The 24,941-nt window shown below is 63.8% G+C and carries 24 protein-coding genes; 20 read left to right on the forward strand and 4 right to left on the reverse strand.

Going from position 1 to position 24,941, the window contains the following annotated elements:
- Positions 1 to 220 precede the first annotated feature (220 nt).
- From RAD04_RS01025 to RAD04_RS01040, 4 genes are all read left to right on the forward strand, one after another.
- Complete coding sequence (locus RAD04_RS01025) at positions 221 to 916, forward strand: GntR family transcriptional regulator (RefSeq protein ID WP_161966556.1); 696 nt, start codon at positions 221 to 223, stop codon at positions 914 to 916.
- A 66-nt stretch (positions 917 to 982) separates the two neighbouring features.
- Positions 983 to 2,716 (forward strand): oxalyl-CoA decarboxylase, encoded by a 1,734-nt coding sequence (gene oxc / locus RAD04_RS01030; protein ID WP_461622275.1) that lies wholly within the window; start codon positions 983 to 985, stop codon positions 2,714 to 2,716.
- A 65-nt stretch (positions 2,717 to 2,781) separates the two neighbouring features.
- On the forward strand, positions 2,782 to 4,059 hold the full coding sequence (gene frc / locus RAD04_RS01035) for a formyl-CoA transferase (protein WP_018315863.1): 1,278 nt from the start codon (positions 2,782 to 2,784) through the stop codon (positions 4,057 to 4,059).
- 281 nt (positions 4,060 to 4,340) lie between these two features.
- Positions 4,341 to 4,538, forward strand: coding sequence for a hypothetical protein (locus RAD04_RS01040; RefSeq protein ID WP_104463936.1), 198 nt, complete (start codon positions 4,341 to 4,343; stop codon positions 4,536 to 4,538).
- A gap of 72 nt (positions 4,539 to 4,610) precedes the next feature.
- Here the strand turns inward: RAD04_RS01040 and RAD04_RS01045 are convergent, their stop codons facing one another.
- The 3 genes from RAD04_RS01045 to RAD04_RS01055 form a co-directional block, all read right to left on the reverse strand.
- Complete coding sequence (locus tag RAD04_RS01045) at positions 4,611 to 4,835, reverse strand: hypothetical protein (RefSeq protein WP_018315861.1); 225 nt, start codon at positions 4,833 to 4,835, stop codon at positions 4,611 to 4,613.
- 56 nt (positions 4,836 to 4,891) lie between these two features.
- Positions 4,892 to 5,134, reverse strand: a complete 243-nt coding sequence (locus tag RAD04_RS01050) for a transcriptional regulator (RefSeq protein ID WP_461619145.1) — start codon at positions 5,132 to 5,134, stop codon at positions 4,892 to 4,894.
- Between the two features lie 200 nt (positions 5,135 to 5,334).
- Positions 5,335 to 5,544: a cold-shock protein gene (locus tag RAD04_RS01055; protein ID WP_026201564.1), complete on the reverse strand. Its 210-nt coding sequence runs from the start codon at positions 5,542 to 5,544 to the stop codon at positions 5,335 to 5,337.
- A 346-nt stretch (positions 5,545 to 5,890) separates the two neighbouring features.
- Between RAD04_RS01055 and RAD04_RS01060 the strand changes: the two genes are divergently transcribed.
- Together RAD04_RS01060 and RAD04_RS01065 are read left to right on the forward strand one after the other, a co-directional pair.
- Complete coding sequence (locus tag RAD04_RS01060) at positions 5,891 to 6,580, forward strand: hypothetical protein (protein ID WP_461622276.1); 690 nt, start codon at positions 5,891 to 5,893, stop codon at positions 6,578 to 6,580.
- A 132-nt stretch (positions 6,581 to 6,712) separates the two neighbouring features.
- Entirely contained in the window at positions 6,713 to 7,156 is a 444-nt protein-coding gene (locus RAD04_RS01065; RefSeq protein WP_461622277.1) for an SRPBCC family protein, read from the forward strand.
- Positions 7,157 to 7,387: 231 nt separating this feature from the next.
- On the opposite strand, the gene RAD04_RS01070 is transcribed toward RAD04_RS01065, so the two are convergent.
- Positions 7,388 to 8,719, reverse strand: coding sequence for an Hsp70 family protein (locus RAD04_RS01070; protein ID WP_461622278.1), 1,332 nt, complete (start codon positions 8,717 to 8,719; stop codon positions 7,388 to 7,390).
- Between the two features lie 393 nt (positions 8,720 to 9,112).
- Between RAD04_RS01070 and RAD04_RS01075 the strand changes: the two genes are divergently transcribed.
- From RAD04_RS01075 to RAD04_RS01140, 14 genes are all read left to right on the forward strand, one after another.
- Positions 9,113 to 9,250 carry a hypothetical protein gene (locus RAD04_RS01075; RefSeq protein ID WP_162832240.1) on the forward strand — a complete coding sequence of 46 codons (138 nt, stop codon included), beginning with the start codon at positions 9,113 to 9,115 and terminating at the stop codon, positions 9,248 to 9,250.
- Positions 9,251 to 9,705: 455 nt separating this feature from the next.
- The gene (locus tag RAD04_RS01080) at positions 9,706 to 10,713 is read left to right on the forward strand and encodes a Bug family tripartite tricarboxylate transporter substrate binding protein (protein WP_461622279.1); all 1,008 of its coding nucleotides are present in this window, start codon (positions 9,706 to 9,708) and stop codon (positions 10,711 to 10,713) included.
- A 92-nt stretch (positions 10,714 to 10,805) separates the two neighbouring features.
- Positions 10,806 to 11,297, forward strand: a complete 492-nt coding sequence (locus RAD04_RS01085; protein WP_461622280.1) for a tripartite tricarboxylate transporter TctB family protein — start codon at positions 10,806 to 10,808, stop codon at positions 11,295 to 11,297.
- Positions 11,298 to 11,339: 42 nt separating this feature from the next.
- Entirely contained in the window at positions 11,340 to 12,839 is a 1,500-nt protein-coding gene (locus RAD04_RS01090; protein WP_028143032.1) for a tripartite tricarboxylate transporter permease, read from the forward strand.
- Positions 12,840 to 13,243: 404 nt separating this feature from the next.
- The gene (gene oxlT / locus RAD04_RS01095) at positions 13,244 to 14,533 is read left to right on the forward strand and encodes an oxalate/formate MFS antiporter (protein ID WP_461622281.1); all 1,290 of its coding nucleotides are present in this window, start codon (positions 13,244 to 13,246) and stop codon (positions 14,531 to 14,533) included.
- A gap of 258 nt (positions 14,534 to 14,791) precedes the next feature.
- Positions 14,792 to 16,126: an oxalate/formate MFS antiporter gene (gene oxlT / locus RAD04_RS01100; RefSeq protein ID WP_461622282.1), complete on the forward strand. Its 1,335-nt coding sequence runs from the start codon at positions 14,792 to 14,794 to the stop codon at positions 16,124 to 16,126.
- Between the two features lie 175 nt (positions 16,127 to 16,301).
- Positions 16,302 to 16,730, forward strand: coding sequence for a CBS domain-containing protein (locus tag RAD04_RS01105; protein ID WP_091953045.1), 429 nt, complete (start codon positions 16,302 to 16,304; stop codon positions 16,728 to 16,730).
- A gap of 98 nt (positions 16,731 to 16,828) precedes the next feature.
- Positions 16,829 to 17,848: a 2-dehydropantoate 2-reductase gene (locus tag RAD04_RS01110; RefSeq protein ID WP_461622283.1), complete on the forward strand. Its 1,020-nt coding sequence runs from the start codon at positions 16,829 to 16,831 to the stop codon at positions 17,846 to 17,848.
- Positions 17,849 to 17,859: 11 nt separating this feature from the next.
- Complete coding sequence (locus tag RAD04_RS01115; protein WP_461622284.1) at positions 17,860 to 18,633, forward strand: fumarylacetoacetate hydrolase family protein; 774 nt, start codon at positions 17,860 to 17,862, stop codon at positions 18,631 to 18,633.
- A 515-nt stretch (positions 18,634 to 19,148) separates the two neighbouring features.
- Positions 19,149 to 19,346, forward strand: a complete 198-nt coding sequence (locus tag RAD04_RS01120) for a hypothetical protein (RefSeq protein ID WP_246926536.1) — start codon at positions 19,149 to 19,151, stop codon at positions 19,344 to 19,346.
- A 57-nt stretch (positions 19,347 to 19,403) separates the two neighbouring features.
- Positions 19,404 to 20,054 carry a hypothetical protein gene (locus tag RAD04_RS01125; protein ID WP_461622285.1) on the forward strand — a complete coding sequence of 217 codons (651 nt, stop codon included), beginning with the start codon at positions 19,404 to 19,406 and terminating at the stop codon, positions 20,052 to 20,054.
- A 1,173-nt stretch (positions 20,055 to 21,227) separates the two neighbouring features.
- Positions 21,228 to 22,280 carry an NAD(P)H-dependent flavin oxidoreductase gene (locus RAD04_RS01130; RefSeq protein ID WP_461622692.1) on the forward strand — a complete coding sequence of 351 codons (1,053 nt, stop codon included), beginning with the start codon at positions 21,228 to 21,230 and terminating at the stop codon, positions 22,278 to 22,280.
- 25 nt (positions 22,281 to 22,305) lie between these two features.
- Positions 22,306 to 23,274 (forward strand): quinone oxidoreductase family protein, encoded by a 969-nt coding sequence (locus tag RAD04_RS01135; RefSeq protein WP_461622286.1) that lies wholly within the window; start codon positions 22,306 to 22,308, stop codon positions 23,272 to 23,274.
- 178 nt (positions 23,275 to 23,452) lie between these two features.
- Positions 23,453 to 24,826, forward strand: a complete 1,374-nt coding sequence (locus RAD04_RS01140; RefSeq protein ID WP_461622287.1) for a cation diffusion facilitator family transporter — start codon at positions 23,453 to 23,455, stop codon at positions 24,824 to 24,826.
- The last annotated feature ends 115 nt before the right edge of the window (positions 24,827 to 24,941 follow it).

The raw sequence follows: 24,941 nt of genomic DNA on the forward strand, positions 1-24,941 counted from the left end.
CCGCCGCCGTGGATCAAAAATGGCTGGCGATGGCATTTGGTATGCCAGAAGCCAACTTGTCAAGCTGCGGCATCACTTAGAACGCCGCAAAAAATAGCCAGCTTGACATTCTGGCATGTGGTATGCCAAAAACTTTCCCGTTAATAATCCTGTAAAAGACGACTCCCACTGGAGGAGATTCGTCGTGTCACTGCGGAAACCAACCAAGGCGTTGCCGAACATGGCCGAGGCAGATATCGCAATCGTTCGTATTGCCCCGGAGAGCAGCTTCAAGAACAAGGCGTATGACGCCTTGAAGGAAGCCATCCTCAGGATGGACATCTATTCGACGCCCGAGCCGGTGATGCTCGACGAGCGCGCGCTGTCCGAACGTCTGGGTGTCAGCCGCACCCCGATCCGCGAAGCGATCGCGATGCTCGAGCAGGACGGCTTCGTGAAGACGGTGCCGCGCCGCGGCATCATGGTGGTGCGCAGGACCAAGAGCGAGATCGTCGACATGATCCGCGCCTGGGCGGCGCTGGAGAGCATGGCCGCGCGCCTCATCACCACCACCGCCCGCAAGAAGGACATCACGGCGCTGCGCGACTACTTCAAGGATTTCGGCAAGGACCGCCTGCCCGAGGATCACGTCGAGGAATATTCGCGCGCCAATATCGCCTTCCATCAGGCACTGATCTCACTGTCGGAATCGCCGGTGCTGGTCGATCTCACCAACGACCTGCTGCTGCACGTGCGCGGCTATCGCCAGCTGACCATCGGACGCAAGGACCGCACCGCGACCTCGCTGCCCGAGCATCTCGGCATGATCGAAGCGCTGGAGGCACGCGACACCGAGCTCGCCGAGAAGCGTGCCCGCGACCACACTCTCGGCCTTGCCGCTTACGTCGAAGCGCACGGCCAGGAACTGTTTACTTAACCAAGCAACGTTCACCAGAAGGGCGAACAATTCGCCCCACTATCTGAGACCAGGGAGACAAGGCCCATGCTGAATACCGCGACCAAGTCCGAGGCACCGGGCACCGAGCAGGAGCTGACGGATGGCTTTCATCTCGTCATCGACGCGCTCAAGCTGAACGGCATCACCACCATCTATAATGTGCCGGGCATCCCGATCACGGATTTGGGCCGCATGGCGCAGGCCGAGGGCATTCGCATGATCTCATTCCGCCACGAGCAGAATGCCGGTTATGCGGCGGGCATCGCCGGCTACCTCACCAAGAAGCCCGGCATCTGCCTCACCGTCTCCGCGCCCGGCTTCCTCAATGGTCTCACCGCGCTCGCCCACGCCACCACCAACTGCTATCCGATGATCCTGATCTCAGGCTCATCCGAGCGCGAGATCGTCGACCTCCAGCAGGGCGACTACGAAGAGATGGACCAGCTCGCGATTGCGAAGCCGCTGTGCAAGGCGGCCTATCGCGTGCTGCACGCACAGGACATCGGCATCGGCCTGGCCCGCGCCATCCGCGCTGCTGTCTCGGGCCGTCCGGGCGGCGTCTATCTCGACCTGCCGGCCAAGCTGTTCGGCCAGGTGATGAACGCCGATGCCGGACGGAAGTCGCTGGTCAAGGTGATTGATGCTGCGCCCGCGCAGATCCCCTCGCCCGCTTCGGTCAAGCGTGCGCTCGACGTGCTCAAGAGCGCCAAGCGTCCGCTCATCATCCTCGGCAAGGGCGCGGCCTACGCGCAGGCCGACGAGGAGATCAAGACCTTCGTCGAGAAGAGCGGCATTCCCTTCCTGCCGATGAGCATGGCCAAGGGCCTCCTCTCCGACACGCATCCGCAATGCGCAGGCGCTGCCCGCTCGACGGTGCTGAAAGAGTCCGATGTCGTGCTGCTGATCGGCGCGCGGCTGAACTGGCTGCTCTCGCACGGCAAGGGCAAGAACTGGGGCGAAGCGCCCAAGAAGTTCATCCAGGTCGATATCGAGCCGCGCGAGATGGACTCCAACGTCGAAATCGTCGCGCCCGTGGTCGGCGACATCGGCTCGGTCGTCTCCGCCTTCAACCAGGCGATGGCTTCGGGCTGGACCGCCCCGCCTGCCGAATGGACCAAGGCGATCTCGTCCAAGCGCGAAGAGAACGTCGCCAAGATGGCGCCGAAGCTCATGAACAACAAATCGCCGATGGACTATCACGGCGCGCTCGGCGTGCTGAAGAACGTCATCAAGGAGTACCCCGAGGCGATCCTCGTCAACGAAGGTGCCAACACGCTCGACCTCGCCCGCGGCGTCATCGACATGTACCGCCCGCGCAAGCGTCTCGACGTCGGCACCTGGGGCGTGATGGGCATCGGCATGGGCCAGGCGATCGCGGCCGCGCTCGAGACCGGTCACCCCGTGCTCGCAGTGGAAGGCGACTCGGCCTTCGGCTTCTCCGGCATGGAGGTCGAGACCATCTGCCGCTACAACCTTCCGATCTGCGTCGTCATCTTCAACAATGACGGCATCTATCGCGGCACCGACGTCAACGGTGCCAACGCCGATCCCGCGACGACGGTATTCGTCAAGGGCGCGCGCTACGACAAGATGATGGAAGCCTTCGGCGGCGTCGGCGTCAACGCGACCTCGCCCGACGAGCTCAAGCGCGCCGTCAACGAAGCCATGAAGTCCGGCAAGCCGACGCTCATCAACGCGGTGATCGATCCGGCCGCGGGCTCGGAGAGCGGCCGTATCGGCAACCTCAATCCGCAGAGCGTTCTGCAGAAGAAGAAGTAAGTCCACCCCTCAACCCTCAATTCCCTGCGGTTGGCGGGGGCAGACACAGAGTACGGAGCAACAGCATGACCAAAGCGCTCACGGGCGTTCGCATTCTCGACTTCACCCACGTTCAATCAGGACCGACCTGCACGCAGCTGCTCGCCTGGTTCGGCGCCGACGTGATCAAGGTGGAACGTCCGGGCGTGGGTGACATCACCCGCGGCCAGCTGCAGGACATCCCGAACGTGGACAGCCTGTATTTCACCATGCTCAACCACAACAAGCGCTCGATCACGCTCGACACCAAGAACCCCAAGGGCAAGGAAGTCCTCACCGAGCTGATCAAGAAGTGCGACGTGCTGGTGGAAAACTTCGGCCCCGGCGTGCTCGACCGCATGGGCTTCCCCTGGGAGAAGATCCAGGCGATCAACCCGAAGATGATCGTCGCCTCGATCAAGGGCTTCGGCCCCGGACCGTACGAAGACTGCAAGGTCTATGAGAACGTCGCGCAGTGCACCGGCGGCGCCGCTTCCACCACCGGCTTCCGCGACGGTCTTCCGCTCGTCACCGGCGCGCAGATCGGCGACAGCGGCACCGGCCTCCACCTCGCGCTCGGCATCGTCACCGCGCTCTACCAGCGCACCGTCACCGGCAAGGGCCAGAAGGTTACGGCTGCGATGCAGGACGGCGTACTCAACCTCGCCCGCGTAAAACTGCGCGACCAGCAGCGCCTCGCCCATGGCCCGCTGAAGGAATACAGCCAGTACGGCGAAGGCATTCCGTTCGGCGACGCCGTGCCGCGCGCCGGCAATGATTCCGGCGGCGGCCAGCCCGGCCGCATCGTCAAGTGCAAAGGCTGGGAGACCGATCCCAACGCCTACCTCTACTTCATCACCCAGGCGCCGGTCTGGGAGAAGATCTGCGACGTGATCGGCGAACCCGGCTGGAAGACTCATCCCGACTACGCCAAGCCGCCGGCCCGGCTGTCGCGCCTCAACGAGATCTTCGCCCGCATCGAGCAGTGGACGATGACGAAGACGAAGTTCGAGGCGATGGAAATCCTCAACAAGGACGACATCCCCTGCGGCCCGATCCTGTCGATGAAGGAGATCATCGAGGACCAGTCGCTGCGCGCCACCGGCACCTTGGTCGAGGTCGACCACCCCACCCGCGGCAAGTATATCTCGGTCGGCAACCCGATCAAGCTGTCGGATTCTCCGAGCGACGTCGAGCGCTCCCCGCTGCTCGGCGAGCACACCGACGAGATCCTGCGCTCCGTGCTCGGCTTCAGCGACCACCAGGTCGCCGACATCCACAAGTCCGGCGCGCTCGACCCGCCGCAGAAGCAGGCCGCGGAGTAAGCGGACCTATCAGTGGACGACGAAAGGCCGCCGGTTTCGGCGGCCTTTTTGTTCGGGCCAAGGGAACCGAACCGCAGGCCGGCCGTTATTGCTTCGACCGGCATGCTCTCAGCAGTGCGAGCGTGCCGCCTCCACGGCGAGTGACCCAGCCTCGCGCCAGACCCGCCCAACACTGAAGGATTGTCCACCCTCCCGTTCAGAGGGTGACTAATCAGCTTGCAAGCGGGAGGCGTCGCGTCCGGCACTTGCGGGTCACGCCCACTGATCGAAGCGAGGTCGAAATGTTGAGAGATCAATCCTCTGATCGGGCCAAACGCGAAGCCAACAAGGCGTTCAAGCCTGTCAAGACGCAGAAGCCCATGACTGACTATGCGAAGGACCAGCACTCCCTCAACGAGAATCGGGAGCGGCTCAAGGCGGAGCGATTAGCCCGCGAGGCAAAGTCGAAGGAGCTGCTTGAAAAAGGCTTGCCCGAATAGGAAGCGCCCTGTCGCTGGTTACGATCTGACATCCGGCCGGTGAAGGCCGCCGAATTGGCACCTGATCTTGAGCTAGAGCATCGAGAGAACGACGATGCCGTCTTCGAGCTCCCCGGACGCCAGCCGGGTCCGCGCGATGCGCTCGAACTCCGTGCGGTGTTTCTGAAGATAGCTGAAAGCCTGTTTCTGCGTTTGGAACGTAGTCGCGAGCCGGCACATCTGTCGGCCTGCGCCAAGCGCCAGGAAAAAGGTGATTGTGCCACCGCCGTCCGACTTGGCTCTAGGCACGACCCGCACTCTTTGGCATGTGACCGGTCCTCTCCAGATTTCGTCGGCGGCGCTGCTGAAGTCGATTATTGCGGCGGCTTCTTCTTGCGCCTCGTCGAGGTTGGTGCCGGCATTGATGCGCGAAGGGCTGCGTCGGCCGCTTCCTTGGCTTCGCGCAGCTCCCGAAGGCGCGCCATGTTCTTGCGAACGTCGACCGCCTGCTTTTCGGCATCCGCCATCGCGCGCGCTCCTTCTTCAGCCGCCAGGCGCTGACGGTTGGAACGCGCGATACCTTCGGGTGACGGTTCTGCCGATTTCCTGGCGCTCATCCTTCACCCTGCTCCGAATAGACAAAACCCGCTCAATCCTTACAATCGAGCGGGCAGCGTGGCCGTTTCAGTACATCCGTGAACGGCCCCAAAGCGCGATGCGATCACGATGAACCGTCATCGCGCTCTTAGATTTGTTGTCTAAGCATGATCTTTCCGGAAAACCGCTGCGCACTTTTCCGGATCATGCCTTGGCGAACTCAAGCCAGCGAGAGATTCTCAGCGCTGACTTTGCCCCGCATCTTGTCGGTCTTGGCCTCGAAGTTGACCTTTTGGCCTTCAGCGAGACCCGCAAGACCAGCCCGCTCGACCGCACTGATGTGAACGAACACATCGTTGCCGCCGTCGTCGGGCTGAATGAATCCAAAGCCCTTCTGGCCGTTGAACCACTTCACGGTACCTGTCGTCATTTTCTTCTCCAAAGCGCGCAAGCGCACATTCCGCGTGACGCTCACGCAGAACCAATTCAATTCGTCGATGTCTATGGAAAAGGAGCCCGCGGGCGCATTCAACAAGGCACAGCGGCTGAACGAACCAATTCAGGGTATACCCCACCATCCCCACTTGCAAGGCTTGGCCAAGCTTAATTGCACCAGGGACCTCGGCGGAACAGATCCCAGGTTTGAGGCGACTACGCGGGGCCCCCCTCTGGCGAAACGGATTAGGAGTTGAACGAGGAACGGCTGCGGAATTGTGGCTTCCGTTGACCAGGCGTAGACATTCGGGCTGACTTGCTGCTCGGAATGGGAGGTCACCATGTCACTACTGGGCAAGGCCGCCGTCGCGATGTGGTGGAGCGTTCGCCCCGAGCAGCGCACCGAGTTCGGCGACTGGCATTCGCATGAACACTTCCCGGAGCGGATGAGCATTCCCGGCTTCCGGCGCGGGTCGCGATGGACGAGCACGACGGACGCCGAGGGCTTCTTCGTGCTCTACGAGCTCGAGCAGTACGAGGTCCTCACCTCGAGCGGATATCTCGACCGGCTCAATGCGCCGACGCCGTGGTCGACCAGGATGATGCCGCATCATCTCGGCATGGTCCGCAGCCAGTGCCGGATCGTCGCGAGCTTTGGCGGAGGTGTGGCGACCTCGCTTGCCACCATCAGGCTGTCGCCGGAAGCCGGACGGGATGCGCAATTGCAGACGCGCCTGTCGGAAACGCTCAGCGCATTGGCGCTGCAGCCGGGGCTGACAGGCGCCCACCTCCTCTTCACCGACACGCCTCGCACGAGCGCGCCCACCACCGAGCAGCAGATCCGCGGCAGGGACGGCGCTGCCGACTGGATCGTCCTGCTGTCGGGTTACGATGGCAATGTGGTTGACCAAGGGATCGCCGGCCAATTCTCGCCGTCGTCGCTTCACGCAGCGGGCGCTCGCGAGGATATCATGATCGGCCGCTACGGGCTGGCATTCACGATGGCGCCACAGGATGTCGCAGCGATCTAGCAACCCGGCCAGAAGGACCGCCGACAAAAAAACGAGATGCCATGTCGGATCGGCGGCTTCCCGGTCGTCCTCGTGACATGAATGGGCCATAGACGCCAATCTCGGGCCCATCAATCACTGAGGATAACAACCATGCCCAGCACGATCCGCCTGCACCGCGTTCTCGCCACCAGCCCGCAAAAAGTCTATCGCGCTTTCCTGGAGGCCGATGCGATGGCGAAATGGCTGCCGCCGAACGGCTTCACCTGCACCGTGCATCATTTCGAGCCCAAGGTCGGCGGCACGTTCAAGATGTCGTTCCGGAATTTCACGACGGGCAACAGCCATTCGTTCGGCGGCGAATATGTCGAGCTCGTGCCCGGCGAACGCCTTCGCTACACCGACAGGTTCGACGATCCCAACCTGCCCGGCGAGATCCAGGTCACCGTGATCCTGAAGAAGGTCTCGGTTGGCACCGAAGTGGACATCACGCAGGCCGGCATCCCCGACGTGATCCCGCCGGAGGCCTGCTATCTCGGCTGGCAGGAATCGCTACGCAATCTGGCGAAGCTGGTCGAGCCCGAGATCAATCAGTAGCGAAGGCGTTGGTGCCGTAGGGTGGGCAAAGGCGCACTTGCGCCGTGCCCACAATCTTCCCGATACGGCGACAGGCACGTGGGCACGCTTCGCTTTGCCCACCCTACGGCACTGTTCGATCCGATGCGCCGTTCTACCCACGCCGTCATTGCGAGCGTAGCGAAGCAATCCAGAGTGTTTCCGCGGAGGGATTCTGGATTGCTTCGCTGCGCTCGCAATGACGGAGAATCGTTAAGCCCGCGCTTTCGCCTCGAGCCCGCCGCCGGCAGTCCAGCGGTCCGGGTTAGGGCTGTGCCCGATCAACGCGAGGCCGTAGGCGATCGACTCGAACTGGTCGCCTGACATCAGCCGTTCGTTGCCGAACCGCTCGGCGAACAGTTTTCGCACTGCCGGTACGAAGGACGTGCCGCCGGTCAAGAACACCTTCTCGATCTCGCGCGCGGTGATGCCGGCTTCGGCTAGCACCTTGTCGACGGTGGCCCCGAGCCGGGCGATGTCGTCGGCAATCCAGGATTCGAATTTCTTCCGCGTGATGGCCGCGCCGATGTCGACGCCGCCGCCCTTGAAGCGGAAATCCACCTCGTCCTGCGCCGACAGCGCGACCTTTGCGTCGGACACCGCGCGGTACAGCGAAAAGCCGAGGTCGAGATCGACGATGGTGATGAAATCCTCCAGCAGCTTCGGCTTCAGCGCGGTGCGCGCAAGCTCCCTCAGCTCGCGCAGATCGCCGTTGCTCTTCATCATCGCGAGCTGATGCCAGCGCGCGAGGTTGGTGTAATGGCCGCTGGGGATCGGCAGCACCTTGTCGAAGGAGCGGAAGCTGGAGCCCTTGCCGAGCCGCGGCGAGACGACGTGGTCGACGATGCGGTAGTCGAACGTGTCGCCGGCGATGCCGATGCCGGCGTGGCCGAGCGGCTCGGCGCGAAGGCTGCCGCCCGCGCGCGAGAAACGCATCACGGAGAAATCGCTGGTGCCGCCGCCGAAATCCGCGACCAGCACGGTGGCATCGCGCTCCAACCGGCGCGCGAAGGAGAACGCCGCGCCCACGGGCTCGTAGACGTAGCGTGCGTGGCCGGCGCCCAGGCGCTCGAAGGCGGCGCGGTAGCGCTGCATCGCCAGCGCCTCGTCCGGATTGCCGCCGGCGAAGCGCACCGGGCGGCCGACCGTGATGGTCGAGGTCTCGAAGCCGAACCTGTCGCCGCCATGGCGCGCCAGCGTCCGCAGGAACGCCGCCAGAATATCCTCGAACTTGAAGCGCTGCCGGAACACTTGCGTGGTGTTGAAGCTGCTGCTCGCCGCAAACGTCTTGAACGACTGCAGGAAGCGGTAGACGTGGCGCCCCTCGAGGAACGTCTCGATCGCCCAGGGGCCGCCCTCGGCCTGGGCGCCGGCGCCTGGCCGGTCCTCCCAGAAGCACAGCGCCGACACATAGGTGCTGTGACGCTGTCCGCCGTGATCGAAGCGGATGGCCTCGACCCGGCGGTCGTCCGCGGCAAGGGCGACGACCGTATTGCTGGTCCCAAAATCGATGCCGATCGAGACGGCGGGCGAGGCGCTCGACATGAACCACTCTGACAGATGATTGGAAGGGGGCAGACCACTAGCGGCTTTGACTTGCCCTGCCAAGCCTTGCCCTGCCAAGAAAGCCTTGCCCTGCAAAGCCCTCGGCCATTGAGGCTCGCTTCAGGCGCACGCCGGTGGGCCCCGGTTTCCACTTCAATCGAATGAATAGGCCCCTGATCGCTAATCTTCAGCGTCCGAGGACGGCGTCTAAGACGGAAAAGCCCGTTGGTGGGCCATTTAAGCCCGAACCGGCCCCATTAACCCGGCATTATGCTGCGATGCGGGAATTTCTATGCTGCTATGCAAACAAGCGCATAGACAGTGGCATCTGGTATACATAGTTTCATCCCCAACGAGACGCCAAGACTGATCGTCTCAAGAAAGGGAATTCCAATGTCCAAGACCGCTTCCGTCGCTTTCGCCCCCTCCTCTTCGCTGTTCAGCCGTTTTATGGCTGCGGTCGACCGTTTCCTGATGGCGAGCGCCGAGATCTCGAACCACAACGGCGACCTGCCGCGTTTCGGCCTGTAAGAAGGCCTTCCCTGCGCAGCCGAAACGGCGCCGGCCGGCAACCGCCGACGCTATTTTTGATCAATGGCCCCCTCGTCGGGGCCATTTTCTTTTGGTCCCCGCTTCGCCCGCGAACACAACTGCGACGATTGGTCCGCCGATTTGGCCGGCCGTCCAATTGTGAGCCAGCTGGCATCTCGCATACCATTCGACAACAAAAACGATTGCACGACCAAGGTGCTGGATGGGGATGCAGAGCGCGGGACAGGAACGGCCAAGGAGATGGCACGTTTGCCAATCATGGCGGAGCCTTAGCCCAAAGGAGCGGATGTCGCGCCTTGTCCCCGCTCATAAACTTCTGGTTGGTGAGGCTGCAATGGGAGATCGACCGCAAAGGTGACCCCAAGCGTGTGAATCCAGATGGGCTGACGCGAGCTGGCAAAGAACGGCCGCGTTTCGACAGGGAGAGAAACGAGATGAAGTCATTCGTTCTGAATGTCGCTTTGGCGGCAATGGCGATGTCATGCGCCGGCAGCACTGCAAGTTTTGCGGCCTGGGAGCCGGTTCGTCCGGTCGAGTTCATCGTGCCGGCGGGCACCGGCGGCGGCGCCGATCAGATGGCACGAACCATCCAGGGCATCGTCACCAAGCATAATCTCATGAAGCAGCCGCTGGTCGTCATCAACAAGGCTGGCGGTGCAGGCGGCGAAGGCTTTCTCGACGTGAAGACGTCGTCGGGCAATCCGCACAAGATCATCATTACGCTCTCGAACTTGTTCACGACGCCGCTGGCAACGGGGATTCCGTTCAACTGGAAGGATTTGACTCCGGTCGCGATGCTGGCGCTGGATGAATTCGTGCTCTGGGTGAATGCCGAAAAGCCGTACACCAGCGTCAAGGATTACGTCGACGCCGCGAAGAAGGCACCAAGCGGCACATTCAAGATGGGCGGCACCGGCTCGAAGCAGGAAGACCAGATCATTACGGTCGGCATCGAGAAGGCGATCGACGCAAAGTTCACCTACATCCCCTACAAGGGCGGCGGCGAGGTCGCGGTTCAGCTCGTCGGCAATCACGTCGATTCCACCGTCAACAATCCGATCGAGGCGGTCGCGCAATGGCGCGGCGGCAAGCTCCGTCCGCTCTGCGTCTTCGACGCCCAGCCGATGGCCTATGACGAGCCGATCGCCGAGGGCAAGGCCTGGAAGGATATTCCGACCTGCAAGTCGCAGGGCCTCGCGATGGAATATCTCATGCTGCGCGGCATCTTCATGTCGCCCAAGGCCACCAAGGATCAGGTCGAATATTACGTCGAGCTGTTCAAGAAGGTTCGCGCCACGCCGGAATGGCAGGATTTCATGAAGAGCGGCGCCTTCAACACGACCTTCCTGGCTGGAGCCGACTACGCCAAATGGATCGAGGCGGAGGAGAAGCGCCACGAAGGCCTGATGAAGGATGCCGGTTTCCTCGCGCCGGGAAATTGATTCCCGAATCGATCCGCGACATCGATGACGGATGAGGACGCCGGTCGTCCTCCCGTCTGCTGCGAAACAGTCCGATTCCGCCTGGAGCTCCCATGACTGAACAATCCGAATCCGGCCCGGCCCACAAGACGCTGGAAATCGGCATGGCGCTGTTGATCGGCGCCTTTGGTCTCGTCGTGATCTTCGGCAGCCTGAAGGCCGGCATCAACTGGGGCGCGGAGGGTCCGCGTGCCGGATTCTTCCCCTTCTATGTCGGCGCCGTCATCGTCGGCGCGAGTGCCATCAACCTGTGGCACGCGCAGCGCGACGACGACGGCCGGCTGTTCGCGGAATGGGGACAGCTGCGCCAGGTCATGAGCGTCGTCGTGCCCACCGCGATCTATGTCGGCTCGATGCCGTTCATCGGCCTCTACGTCGCCTCGATGGTCTTCATCGCCTGGTTCATGCGCTGGCTCGGCGGTTATCGCTGGCTGACGGTCATCGCGGTGGCTGTCGGCATGCCGGTGGTGACCTATCTCGTTTTCGAGCGCTGGTTCCTGGTCCCGCTTCCCAAGGGGCCGTTCGAGGAATGGCTCGGTCTGTAAGGGCCACGCATTCATTCAATTGCTGCTGCAGGACGTATCGATATGGAAGAGTTGGCCAATCTATTTCACGGCTTCGCGGTCGCCCTGCAGCCCTACAACATCATGCTGATGATCATCGGCATCACGCTCGGGGTCATCATCGGCGTGCTGCCGGGGCTCGGGGGCGCCAACGGCGTAGCGATCCTGCTTCCTTTGACCTTCAGCATGCCGCCGACATCGGCGATCATCATGCTGTCATGCATCTATTGGGGCGCATTGTTCGGCGGCGCCATCACCTCGATCCTGTTCAACATCCCCGGCGAGCCATGGTCGGTGGCGACCACCTTCGACGGCTATCCCATGGCGCAGCAGGGCAAGCCCGGCGAAGCCCTGACGGCCGCCTTCACCTCCTCCTTTGTGGGCGCGCTGTTTGCCGTCATCATGATCACGCTGGTCGCACCGCTGGTCGCGGGCTTTGCGCTGCGATTTGGTCCGGCGGAGAAGTTCGCGGTGTACTTCCTCGCCTTCTGCAGCTTCGTCGGCCTCAGCAAGGAGCCGCCGTTCAAAACCATCGCGGCGATGATGATGGGTTTCGCGCTCGCAGCGGTCGGCCTCGATTCGATCACGGGTCAGTTGCGGCTCACCTTCGGCGTCACCGAGCTGCTCAACGGCTTCGACTTCCTGATCGCCGTGATCGGCCTGTTCGGGATCGGCGAGATTCTGCTGACCATGGAGGAAGGGCTCGCCTTCCGCGGCGGCAATGCCAGCATCAACCTTCGGGTCGTGCTTCAGACCTGGCGCGAGCTGCCCACCTACTGGATGACGTCGCTGCGCTCCTGCCTGATCGGCTGCTGGATGGGCGTCACGCCCGCCGGAGCGACGCCGGCATCCTTCATGAGCTACGGCATCGCCAAGCGGCTGGCGCGGCGCGGCAACAATTTCGGCAAGGGCGAGATCGAAGGCGTGATCGCGCCGGAGACGGCCGCGCATGCGGCGGGCACCTCGGCGCTGCTGCCGATGCTGTCGCTCGGCGTGCCCGGCTCGCCGACGGCTGCCGTGCTGCTCGGCGGCCTCTTGATCTGGGGCCTGCAGCCGGGTCCGATGCTGTTCGTCGAGCAGAAGGAATTCGTCTGGGGCCTGATCGCCTCGATGTATCTCGGCAATCTCGCCGGCCTCATCGTCGTGCTCACCTGCGTGCCGCTCTTCGCCGCGATCCTTCGCGTGCCGTTCGGCATCATCGCCCCGCTGATCCTGGTGCTGTGCGCGATCGGCGCCTATTCGGTGCACAACAGCACCTTCGACGTCATGCTGATGCTGGTGTTCGGCGTGCTCGGCTATCTCCTGAAGAAGTGCAACTACCCGCTCGCACCTCTCGTGCTCGCCATCGTGCTCGGCGACAAGGCGGAGGAAGCCTTCCGCCAATCGCTGCTGGGATCGCAGGGCTCGCTCGGGGTGTTCTTCTCCAACGGCCTCGTCAGTACTATCATGGCGCTCGGCCTGGTCGCCCTGTTCTGGTCCGCGATCCAGGAAGGCTACAGCCGGCTGCGCATGTCGATGGCGTAAGGCGCGCCCCGGCGCAATCGCGTCGGCGGCCGACGTTAAACCCGCCATGCGGCCGAACTTCTGGAATACAGAATTCCACGACTGAGCAGTCACGACGCAGCCGCGCACCGATGTGCGAGGGGGCCGCGCGCTCGACCGACCCAGAAGCTGAAAATTTCGGATGCGTAGGTTCCCACCAGCTGCTTGCGGCTTCGCCGCAACGGGGAAGACTTCTCACGAAATCAATGCGTTGATCGCAGGCCGAAAGCGATTGGGGCTTTACAATCGCCCAGCCATGGCGCATGTGATAAAGCCGCGATATTTCGCCGCACCCTCCAGTCCTTCGCTTGAATCTTGGCATAATGAATACCAGGATGCGACCAGCGCACGCATAAAAATGATCGGCGCCTTCGGGAGGGTTTTTTATGACAGACATGGTGCAGTCAACAGCGGCCCCAAGCGTCGCGCGCGTCAGCGACGCCTATCGCTGGACGCAGTTGGCAGTTGGCGTCGCCGCGATGGTGATGATCGCCAATTATCAGTACGGCTGGACGTTCTTCGTCCCTGACATCCAGAAGAAGTTCGGCTGGGATCGCGCGTCGATCCAATGGGCCTTTACGCTGTTCGTGCTGTTCGAGACCTGGCTGGTCCCGGTCGAAGGATGGTTCGTCGACAAATACGGACCGCGCATCGTCGTGCTGGTCGGCGGCGTGCTCTGCGCCATCGGCTGGGCGATCAACGCCCAGGCCACCTCGCTCAACGGCTACTATCTCGGCATGATCATCGCCGGCATCGGCGCCGGCGGCGTCTACGGCACCTGCGTTGGCAACGCGCTGAAGTGGTTCCCGGACAAGCGCGGTCTTGCCGCGGGCATCACCGCCGCGGGCTTCGGTGCGGGCTCCGCGCTCACCGTCGCGCCGATCCAGGCCATGATCAAGGACAGTGGATTCCAGACCACCTTCCTCTATTTCGGCCTCGGACAAGGCATCATCATCTGCATCCTCGCCTTCTTCCTGCTCGCGCCGAAAGCGGGCCAGGTGCCGAACGTGGTGGCCAATGCCAATCTGCTGCAGACCCGGCGCAACTACCAGCCGACCGAGGTGCTGCGTCAGCCGATCTTCTGGCTGATGTACTTCATGTTCGTGATCGTCGGCGCCGGCGGCTTGATGGTGACGGCCAACCTGAAGCCCATCGCTGCCGACTGGAAGGTCGACAACGTGCCGGTCACGCTGATGGCGGTGACGATGACGGCGGTGACCTTCGCGGCCACGATCGACCGCGTGCTCAACGGCCTGACGCGTCCGTTCTTCGGCTGGATCTCCGACATGATCGGCCGCGAGAACACGATGTTCATCGCCTTCGGCATGGAAGGGTTCGGCATCTGGATGCTCTACCTCTGGGGCCACGATCCGATCTGGTTCGTGCTGCTCTCGGGCTTCGTGTTCTTCGCCTGGGGTGAGATCTACTCGCTGTTCCCCTCGACCTGCACCGACACGTTCGGCGCCAAGTTCGCGACCACCAATGCCGGCCTGCTCTACACTGCGAAGGGCACCGCCGCACTGCTGGTCCCGATCGGCAACTACATGCAGCAGTCGTCGGGCACTTGGGACAGCGTGTTCATCATCGCGGCCGGTGCCAACATCCTGGCTTCGCTGCTGGCGATCGCGGTGCTCAAGCCCTGGCGCAAGGTCGTGGTCGCCAAATCGACCGTCTGACACGCTCCATCGCAGCTCTTCATCGAGCAGACGCCCGGCCTCACGGCCGGGCGTTTTCGTTTTGGCGACTTTGCAGCGCCGTTCCCGCTCCAATGGAACCGCAGATTTGTGACAATCCGCCGCAGATAGGGCTTGCATTCTGGAATATGGTATACCAAGCTCCGCGCCGCGCTTGCGACGATAAGCCACAATATTTGCGACACTGGGTCATCTTGCCATCCCAAGTCGTGATCAATCAGGCGCGTTGGGAGGTTATTGATGATTTCCAGCACGGACGGCGCCGTCACGGCCGCGCCTCTTCGCACCGGTTTCCGTTGGCTCCAGCTCGTCATGGGCATCATCTGCATGGCGATGATCGCCAACCTGCAATATGGCTGGACGCTGTTCGTTGATCCGATCGATGCGGCCCATCACTGGGGACGCGCCGCGATCCAGCTTGCCTTCACCGTCTTCGTCGTCACCGAGACCTGGCTGGTGCCGATCGAGGCCTGGTTCGTCGACAAATACGGCCCGCGCATCGTCGTCATGTTCGGCGGCGTGATGATCGCACTGTCCTGGATTCTCAACTCCTATGCCGACAGTCTCACCTTGCTCTACGCGGCCGCGATCATCGGCGGCATGGGCGCGGGCGCGGTGTACGGCACCTGCGTCGGCAACGCGCTGAAATGGTTTCCCGACCGCCGGGGCCTTGCCGCCGGCGCGACTGCCGCAGGCTTCGGCGCGGGCGCCGCGCTCACCATCGTGCCGATCGCGACCATGATCGCATCGAGCGGCTATCAGCACGCCTTCTTCACCTTCGGCATCGGCCAGGGCGTGATCGTGTTCGTGCTCGCCTTCTTCATCCAGCCGCCGCGGCTCTCGATTCCGCCGAAGAAGAAGCAGCTCAACCTGCCGCAGACCAAGATCGACTTCACCCCGCCGCAGGTGCTGCGCAGCCCTATTTTCTGGGTGATGTATCTCGTCTTCGTCATGGTCGCATCCGGCGGCCTGATGACCGCGGCGCAGATCGGCCCGATCGCGCACGACTTCAAGATCGCCGACACCCCGGTCACGCTGGCCGGCTTCCAGATGGCGGCACTGACCTTCGCGATCTCGCTCGACCGCATCCTCGACGGTTTCGGACGCCCCTTCTTCGGCTGGGTCTCCGACACGATCGGCCGCGAGCACACCATGTTCATCGCCTTCGGCACCGCGGCGCTGATGCTGCTGACGCTGTCGGCCTACGGTCATGTCCCGGTCGTGTTCGTGCTCGCGACCGCGGTGTATTTCGGCGTGTTCGGCGAGATCTACTCGCTGTTCCCGGCGACCTGCGGCGACACCTTCGGCTCGAAATTCGCGACCACCAACAACGGCATGCTCTACACCGCGAAAGGCACCGCCTCCCTGCTCGTCCCGCTCGCCAGCGTGATCTCGGCGACGTACGGCTGGAAGGCCGTGTTCGTGGTCGCGGTCGCCTTGAACGCGACGGCGGCGCTGACGGCGTTGTTCGTGATCAAGCCGATGCGCCGCTCCTTCATCCTCGGCAAGGAAGCCGAGAGCGCGAACACCGCAACCGGCAGCGCCGAGACCACTGCAAAGACCGAGACGGCGTAGCCGCCGCTGACATTGCAGGGATCAACAAGGGGCGCAGCGATGCGCCCCTTTCTTTTTCGCACACGGCAAACGTCAGTCTTGCTGTCGCAAGATTTTTCGGATCGCCCAAACCAGCGCTTGACGATTGGCATTATGTATACCACAATTCCAGCAACATTCACCCAGGGAGGTTGCAATGCTGGTCGGAGACATTCTGCGCAAGAAGACACCGCGCGTTGTCACGGTGCGAATGAACGAAACGGTGGGTATCGCCGCCAAGCTGATGCGCGCCAACAACATCAGCGCTCTCGTGGTCAAGGACGTGGTCCGCTCCGAGGGTAATACCGCCGTCGGCATGTTCACCGAGCGCGACGTGGTGCGCGCCGTCGCCGAGCACGGCGCGAACGCCGTCAACGTCAAGGTCTCGCAGCTCGTCTCGGTGCAGCAGCTGGTGTCCTGCAGCTCCAGCGATACGATCGAGCAGGTCCGGCATCTGATGAACCGGCATCACATCCGCCATTTGCCCGTCATCGACGATTACAGCCTCGTCTCCGTCATCAGCATGCGCGACATCGCAGCTGCCATGGACGAGGCCATCAACGGCACGCCGCAAGCGGCAGCCTAGAGCGACGCACACTTCCCCTGTGACTACCGGCCGGCTCGGACACGTTCGAGCCGGACCGGATCTTTCGTCCCAAAATTCCGGTCTCCCGCGAGGATTTCATGAAGATCTGCATCTACGGCGCCGGCGCGATCGGCGGATATCTCGGGGTTCAGCTTGCGCGCGCAGGCGCCGATGTCAGCCTCATCGCACGCGGCGCGCACCTTGCCGCAATGCGCGAGCGCGGCCTGACGCTGCTCGCGGGCGAGGAGAAGCTCACCGTACATCCGCGCTGCACCGACGATCCCGCCGAGCTCGGCGTGCAGGACTACATCATCATCACGTTGAAGGCGCATTCGATCACCGGCGTGATCGAGAAGATGCAGCCGCTGCTCGGGCCGCACACCCGCATCGTCACCGCCGTCAACGGCATCCCCTATTGGTACTTCTACAAGCACGGCGGCCAATACGAGAATTCGACGCTGGAGAGCATCGACCCCGGCGGGCGGCAGTGGCGCGAGATCGGCGCCGAGCGCGCCATCGGCTGCATCGTCTATCCCGCCACCGAGATCGAGGCGCCCGGCGTGATCCGCCACGTCTACGGCAACAACTTCCCGCTCGGCGAGCCCTCCGGCGAGATCACCAGCGACGTGCAGCGCCTTGCCGATCTGTTCGTCGCGGCCGGGCTGAAGGCACCGGTGCTCGACCGCATCCGCGACGAGATCTGGCTCAAGCTGTGGGGCAATGTCTGCTTCAATCCAATCAGCGCGCTGACCCATGCAACGCTCGACGTGATCTGCACCGATCCCTCTACGCGTGCGCTGTCGCGCGCGATCATGGTGGAGACGCAAGCGATCGCCGAGACCTTCGGCGTCAAATTCCGCGTCGACGTCGAGCGCCGCATCGAGGGCGCCCGCAAGGTCGGCGCGCACAAGACCTCGATGCTGCAGGATCTCGAGCGCGGCCGCCCGATGGAGATCGACCCGCTCGTCACCGTGGTGCAGGAGATGGGCCGCCTCACCGGCATCGCGACGCCCGCGCTCGACTCGGTGCTGGCGATGGTGACCCAGCGCGCCCGCATCGCCGGGCTCTATGACGGCGTCTCGACACCTTCAGATCCCCGCACACTGGCGGTGGCGTGATGGCGGGCGAGATGAAGCAGTGGCTGCGCTTCCGGAATAATGGCGCGACCAGGTTCGGCACGCTGACGCCATCGGGCATCAGCGCGCACGAGGGCGAGATGTTCGGCCGCAACACCGCGACCGGCAAGATTCTGGCGCTGTCGGAGGTCGAGCTGCTGGCGCCTTGCGCGCCCAGCAAGATCGTCGCGCTCTGGAATAATTTCCACGCGCTCGCGGCCAAGCTGAACCAGCCCGAGCCGCCGGAGCCGCTTTATCTGCTCAAGGCCACCACCACCATCACGACGCCCGGCGCCGTGATCCGCCGTCCCTCCTATTACGACGGCAAGACCACCTATGAAGGCGAGCTCGGCATCGTCATCGGCAAGACCTGCGCGCGTGTCTCCCCCAGCGAAGCCAACAGCTGCATCTTCGGCTATACCTGCGTCAACGACATCACCGCCAACGACATCCTGACCAGCGACCCCACCTTCCCGCAATGGGCCCGCGCCAAGGGCATCGACGATTACGGCCCGTTCGGCCCGGTCATCGCAACCGGCCTCGATCCGGCCAAGCTGACCGTCCGCACCATCCTCAACGGCGCGGAGCGGCAGAATTACCCGATCTCCGACATGATCTTCTCGGCGCAGGAGCTGGTCAGCAAGATCTCCCACGACATGACCCTGCTCCCCGGCGACCTCATCGCCGTCGGCACCTCGGTCGGCGTCGGCGTGATGAAGGAGCCGGTCAACACGGTCACCGTCGCGATCGACGGCATCGGCGAGCTCACCAACGAGTTTCGGCTGTAGCTGCAAACACCGTCCCGTAGCCCGATTTATTCTCGCCGCAGCGCGGCAAAATTGATCCGGCGCAAATCGCGCCGGCACGGCCGCCTTATCCTTCCCGGTAGTCAATTTCTGTCGCCAGGGAGGACGCCATGACGAATGCAGGTAATGCACTTTTGTGGACGGCGCTGTACTTTGCTCTCGCGTTCGGTGCGATCTTCGCGGTCTGGTTCGCCGACAAGATGCGCTCGAACTTCCTCGGGAAATAGCGCGCACGGCGCCGCAGTCGGATGAGCCAAGCGACATCGGGGACGGACGACCCGCAAAGCACCCCGGATATCGCTACGCTCTTCCGGGCTACGGCACCGCGGTCCGCACTCCGAAACATCCAGACACATCACATCTGCGCGCGTCAGAGATATGCCGCCAACATGTCGCGGGGGTGCCGCACTGTCGTCGCATTCCGCCGCCCTTCTGTGAGGCGTGTCTGGGGGGCACGGCACTGCCGTGTTTGGACCAAACCTTCTAGGGGTATCGCTGTGAAGAAGATTGTAATTGCTCTGGGTGCCACGCTTGCTCTGGTGACGGCTGCGAACGCTGCGGATCTGCCGCGCCGCCAGCCGGTGCCGGCCTATCCGGCCGAGCAGGCGCCGATCGGCAAGATGCCGATTGGCAAGAGCCCGGTTGGAAAGGCCCCGATCGGCAAGGCGCCCGGCCCGGTCGCTGCGCGCTACTGACGCGCAATAGACCAAGCGCAAAACTAGCGTAAGCGGCTGACAGTCGAGGGGCACAGCGTGGCGAACAAACCTGATCGATCGGGACCCTGCATCCTTGCGGGGTTCGCCCTCGCGGCCATGATCGCGTGTACGACGCCCTCGGCCTCGGCCCACGAAGCGAACAAGCGCGTTGCCGACGCCAACGCGCTTGCCACGACCGACACCACGTCACGACCTCAGCCGCAATCGACGCGGCGCTCCGTCGCGCGCGTGGAGAAAGGTCCCTATTACGTCGACTTCCGCGCCCGCACGGCCGCGAGCTGGGGCCACGCCTTCGTCTGGTACGGCAAGACCAGCGAGAAGGCGGTCGAGGTCGCAGGCCTCACGCCCGCCGGCGACACGCTGGCTTACGTGCTCGGGCACATCACCTTCGTGCCGTCGGAGACCGGTGCGAGCTACGGCGATCTCGATCCGGAATATCTGACCGCGAGCTATCGCGTCTACCTGAACGAAGCCGACGCCAAGCGCGTGTTCGCCTACATCAAGAAATTGCAGGCGAGCTCGCCGGTCTGGAACGCCGAGACCACAAACTGCACCGGCTTCATCGGCGACATCGCCGAGTTCATGGGCCTGAAGGTGCCGTATCGCTGGCAGCGCCCGGAAAACTTCGTCAACAGCCTCAAGGACATGAACGGCGGCCGCCAGTTGGTGCGGCTGTCGGCGGAGTAGCTGTCCCTGTAGTGGCGGCCTTGTAACCCGGATGAAGCGAAAGCGAAATCCGGGACGACCCTCGCTTGTCGACAGGCCCCGGATTGCGCTGCGCTCCATCAGGGCTACGAACCTCCACTGTTTCCGTCGTCATTGCGAGCGTTGATGCAGCCGCGCGAACGGCACGTCAATCACGTTCGAAGCCCCTCGCCCGTCGGGCAAAACACCCCGGCAATTTCTCCACTCCGCCTGTCAAGCCCGACCCGTCAAAATATTCCACTTTACCGAAATTCTGATTTATCGTACACACAAGCCACCCTGGCCCGAGACAAGGGGCGGATCGCGATCGTCACGAACCGCGGGCCGGGGTGCGATGGACGCGACGGCGTCGGGCGCGAGCAGCAATTGCAGGGCGGGAAACCGTGAGCAAAGCGCTTCGCGCATACGACCCGGCGCCGACAGCGTCTTCGCATGGCTTCGGGCGTGAGCACGCGCCAGCACTCGAAGTCCCAGCGAAGACGTGCGCGGACGGTCAAGTCGTGTGGTCCTGACGCCCGGGGTCTGTGCGTCAAGTCCTGCGGTGATGTGGCGGCCAACCGGTGCGCGCATCAGTCAACCGCAAGGCGACGGGGGCAATAGTGCATCGCTCCCCGGGGAGAGCACGAAGTACGCCGTAAACCATCGCGCAGGGAAGGCCGGGCGTTCGGCTCACCTGTAGTCCAGTCCACCCCGTGTGCATCTTTTCGCGCACGGACTTACGGGTGCCAGCCGGCGCCCGGCCTTCCCTGCGCCCTTGTCTTTCGTGAGGGCAACGCGGCGAAGCAAAGCTCGGGCGCAGATGCCGCGAGAGCGCGAAGGTATGTCTTGATCGGACAAGAATTGCACATGGCCCCGCGAGCGCAAATCTACGACCGTCACCCTGAGGTGCGCGCTCGGGGGCGCATCGCGCCACTGAGCAAGCCTCGAAGGGCGACAGCCCGACGCTCGCAGCGTGACCGCCCATCCTTCGAGGCTCCCTGCACGTTGCTTCGCACCGTGCAAGTCGCACCTCCAGCAACAACCGGTTCGCGGTTGCGCGGGGATGACGGACGAATGCTGCCCCAATTATCCGCCCCACGGAATCCCCCGCCGCTCGCATGATCGTCCCGCCCTCACCGCACGTCCCCGCAATAGACATTTCCCGACCGCGGCGGCATCCTCCACGCATCAACCGATAGCAGAGCGCCCCGCGAGGCGCGGGGGAAACAGGTCATGTTGCAGACACGGTTCACGAAACTCGTCGGCGTCGAGCACCCGATCGTCCAGGGCGGCATGCAATGGGTCGGCCGCGCCGAGCTGGTCGCCGCCGTTGCCAACGCCGGCGCGCTCGGCTTCATCACGGCGCTGACCCAGCCGACGCCGGAGGACCTGACCAAGGAGATCGCGCGCTGCCGCGACCTCACCGACAAGCCGTTCGGCGTCAACCTCACCATCCTGCCCGCGATCAAGCCGCCGCCTTATGCCGAATACCGCGCCGCCATTATCGACGCCGGGATCAAGGTGGTCGAGACCGCCGGCAACAAGCCGCAGGAGCATGTCGACGAGTTCAGGAAGCACGGCGTCAAGGTCGTGCACAAATGCACCAGCGTCCGCCACGCCCTCTCGGCCGAACGCATGGGCGTTGACGCCATCTCGATCGACGGCTTCGAATGCGCCGGCCATCCCGGCGAGGACGACACGCCCGGCCTGATCCTGATCCCCGCCGCCGCCAACAGGATCAAGATCCCGATGATCGCCTCGGGCGGCTTTGCCGATGCCCGCGGCCTCGTCGCCGCGCTGGCGCTGGGCGCCGACGGCATCAACATGGGCACGCGCTTCATGGCGACCAGGGAAAGCCCGATCCACCAGCTCATCAAGGAGAAAATCGTCGCCAATGACGAGCGCGAGACCGAGCTGATCTTCCGCACCATGCGCAACACCTCGCGCGTCGCCAAAAACGAGATCTCGACCAAGGTGGTCGCGATGGAGAAGGAGGGCGCGAAGTTCGAGGACATCCGCGAGCTCGTCGCCGGTGCCCGCGGCAAGATGGTCTATGCGACCGGGAATTCCGACGAAGGCATCTGGTCGGCCGGACAGGTGCAGGGCCTGATCCAGGACATCCCGACCTGCGGCGAGCTCATCTCCCGCATCGTGCGCGAGGCGGAGGCGATCATTCGCAACCGGCTCGAAGGCATGATCGTTCAGCCGCAACGCGAAGCCGCCGAATAATCACCGCAAGAAGCGAGAGCAACAGATGAAAGCCTACGTCTACGGTCCTGATGGCGCTCGGATTTCCGACGTCGCTCAACCAAAGCCGAAAGGCACGCAGGTGCTGGTGCGCGTCCGCGCCTGCGGGCTCAACCGCGCCGACACCGGCATGCGCAAGGGGCACGCCCACGGCGCGGCCGGCGGCGCCGGCACCGTGCTCGGCATGGAATGGGCCGGCGAGGTCGCCGAGCTCGGACCGGATGCCAAGGGCGTGAAGATCGGCGACCGCATCATGGGCTCGGGCGGCGCTGCATTTGCCGAGTACACACTGGCCGATCACGGCCGGCTGTTCTGCGCGCCCTCGAACATGAACTTCGAGGAAGCCGCCACCCTCCCCGTCGCGCTCGCGACCATGCACAATGCCGTCGTCACCGTCGGCGGCGTGCAGGCGGGCCAGAGCGTGCTGATCCAGGGCGCCAGCTCCGGTGTCGGCCTGATGGCGATGCAAATTGCAAAACTCAAGGGCGCAAAGCTCGTGATCGGCTCCTCGACCGATGCCACGCGCCGCGGCCGGCTGAAGGAGTACGGCGCCGACCTTGCCGTCGACAGCTCGGATCCGAAATGGGTCGACGACGTCCTGAAGGCGACGAAAGGCGAAGGCGTCGACCTCATCGTCGACCAGGTCTCGGGCAAGGTCGCGAGCCAGAACCTCGCGGCGACCAAAGTGAAGGGCCGCATCGTCAATGTCGGCCGGCTCGGCGGCACCCATGCCGATTTCAACTTCGACCTGCATGCCGCGCGCCGCATCGACTATGTCGGCGTCACCTTCCGCACCCGCACCATCGAAGAAGTCCGCGAGATCTTCGAGGAGGTCAGGAAGGACATCTGGGGCGCGGTGGAATCGCGAAAACTGCAGCTGCCGATCGACCGGGTGTTCGCATTCGACGACATCGACAAGGCGTTCGAGCACATGGAGGCGAACAAGCATCTGGGGAAGATCGTGGTGACGCTGTAGGGGCGGCCCTTCTCTCCGTCATTCCGGGGCGATGCGAAGCATCGAACCCGGAATCTCGAGATTCCGGGTTCGCCTTCGGCGCCCCGGAATGACGTGACGAGCGCTCCTGCAAATCACTAGCGACAACGGCTGTGGATCGCCGCTTGATGTTCACCCCCGGGCTGCTAAATCCCCCGCCATGACCTCCCAGCACAACAAAACCTCGGTCGCCGCGATCTCGATCTTCGCCAGCGGCGGCATGGCGGCGGCCAAATTCGCGGTCGGCATCGCAATCGGCTCGCTCGCGCTGATCTCCGAGGCCCTGCACTCCTCGATCGACCTGGTCGCGACCATCATCACCTGGGCAGTGGTGCGGGTGTCGGACAAGCCGGCCGACGAGGAGCACCATTACGGCCATGGCAAGCTGGAGAGCGTCTCGGCGCTCGGTGTTACCGCCCTGCTCTACGTGCTCGCCGGCGGCATCCTGGTCGAGGCCTATAGCCGGCTGCGCGAGGGAACCCCGCCGCCGACCATTTCGGCCGTGCCGTTCGTCGTGCTGGTGATCGACATCGTCGTCAATCTCTGGCGCGCCCGCGCCCTGCATCGCGCCGCGCGCGAGACCAGGAGCCAGGCGCTCGCGGCCGACGCGCTGCATTTCGCCTCCGACGTGATGGGCTCCTTCGCCGTGATCATCGGCCTGATCCTCGCCGCCCTCGGCTTCTGGTGGGGCGACGCCGCGGCCGCCGCCGCGGTCGCCGTGATGATCGCAGCGCTCGGCCTTCGCATGGCCGGCTCGACCGTGCAGACGCTGGTCGACCGCGCCCCGGAGGGCGCGCAGGAGAAGGCCACGGCCGCGATCCGGAGCGTCCCTGGCGTGATCGACGTGGAGCGGCTGCGGGTGCGCATGGTCGGGGCGACCACGTTCATCGACACCATCGTCAAGGTGCCGCGGACCTATCCGATCGACCGCGTCGAGGACATCAAGCACAACGCGCAAGCCGCCGTCGCCAGGGCGTTCGGCGACACCGACCTCTCCTTCACCGCCGTTCCCGTCGCACGCGACAACGAGACCGTGCGCGACCGCATCATGGTGATCGCGCGCAATTCGGGCCTCGCCGTCCACCACGTCACGGTGCACGATCTCGGCGCCAAGCTGATCGTCAGCATCGACCTCGAGGTCGACGCCCGGATGCGACTCGACGCAGCCCATGACGTCGCCAACACGCTGGAGCGCAACATCCAGGAGGAGTTCGGCGCGGACGTCGAGGTCGACGTCCATATCGAGCCGCTGGAACCGGAACTGCCGTTCGGGGTCGATGCCGCGCCGGAACGCGTCCAGGCCATCGCCGCCGCGCTAGCCGAGTTCGCCGGCGAAGGCGAGATCCACGACATCCATAATGTGCGCGTCCGCAACACCGACGCCGGCGAGATCGTCAATTTCCACTGCCGCGCCGCGCCGTCCATGAGCGTGATCAGGGTGCACGAGCACGTCGACGCCATCGAGCGCGCGCTGCGGCGTGCGTTCCCGAGCGTGAAGCGCGTGATCAGCCACGCCGAACCGCCGCGTGCGTGACTGGAGCGCGCGAGGAGACGCACGTTCTCGTTTCGGACTCCTCGCGCCCGTGCGTTTGCGGATGCGCGCTGCGCAAACTGCGCATTGGATAAGAATAATTACGCGTTAACGATTC

It is taken from the genome of Bradyrhizobium sp. 25ACV, from assembly GCF_054863005.1.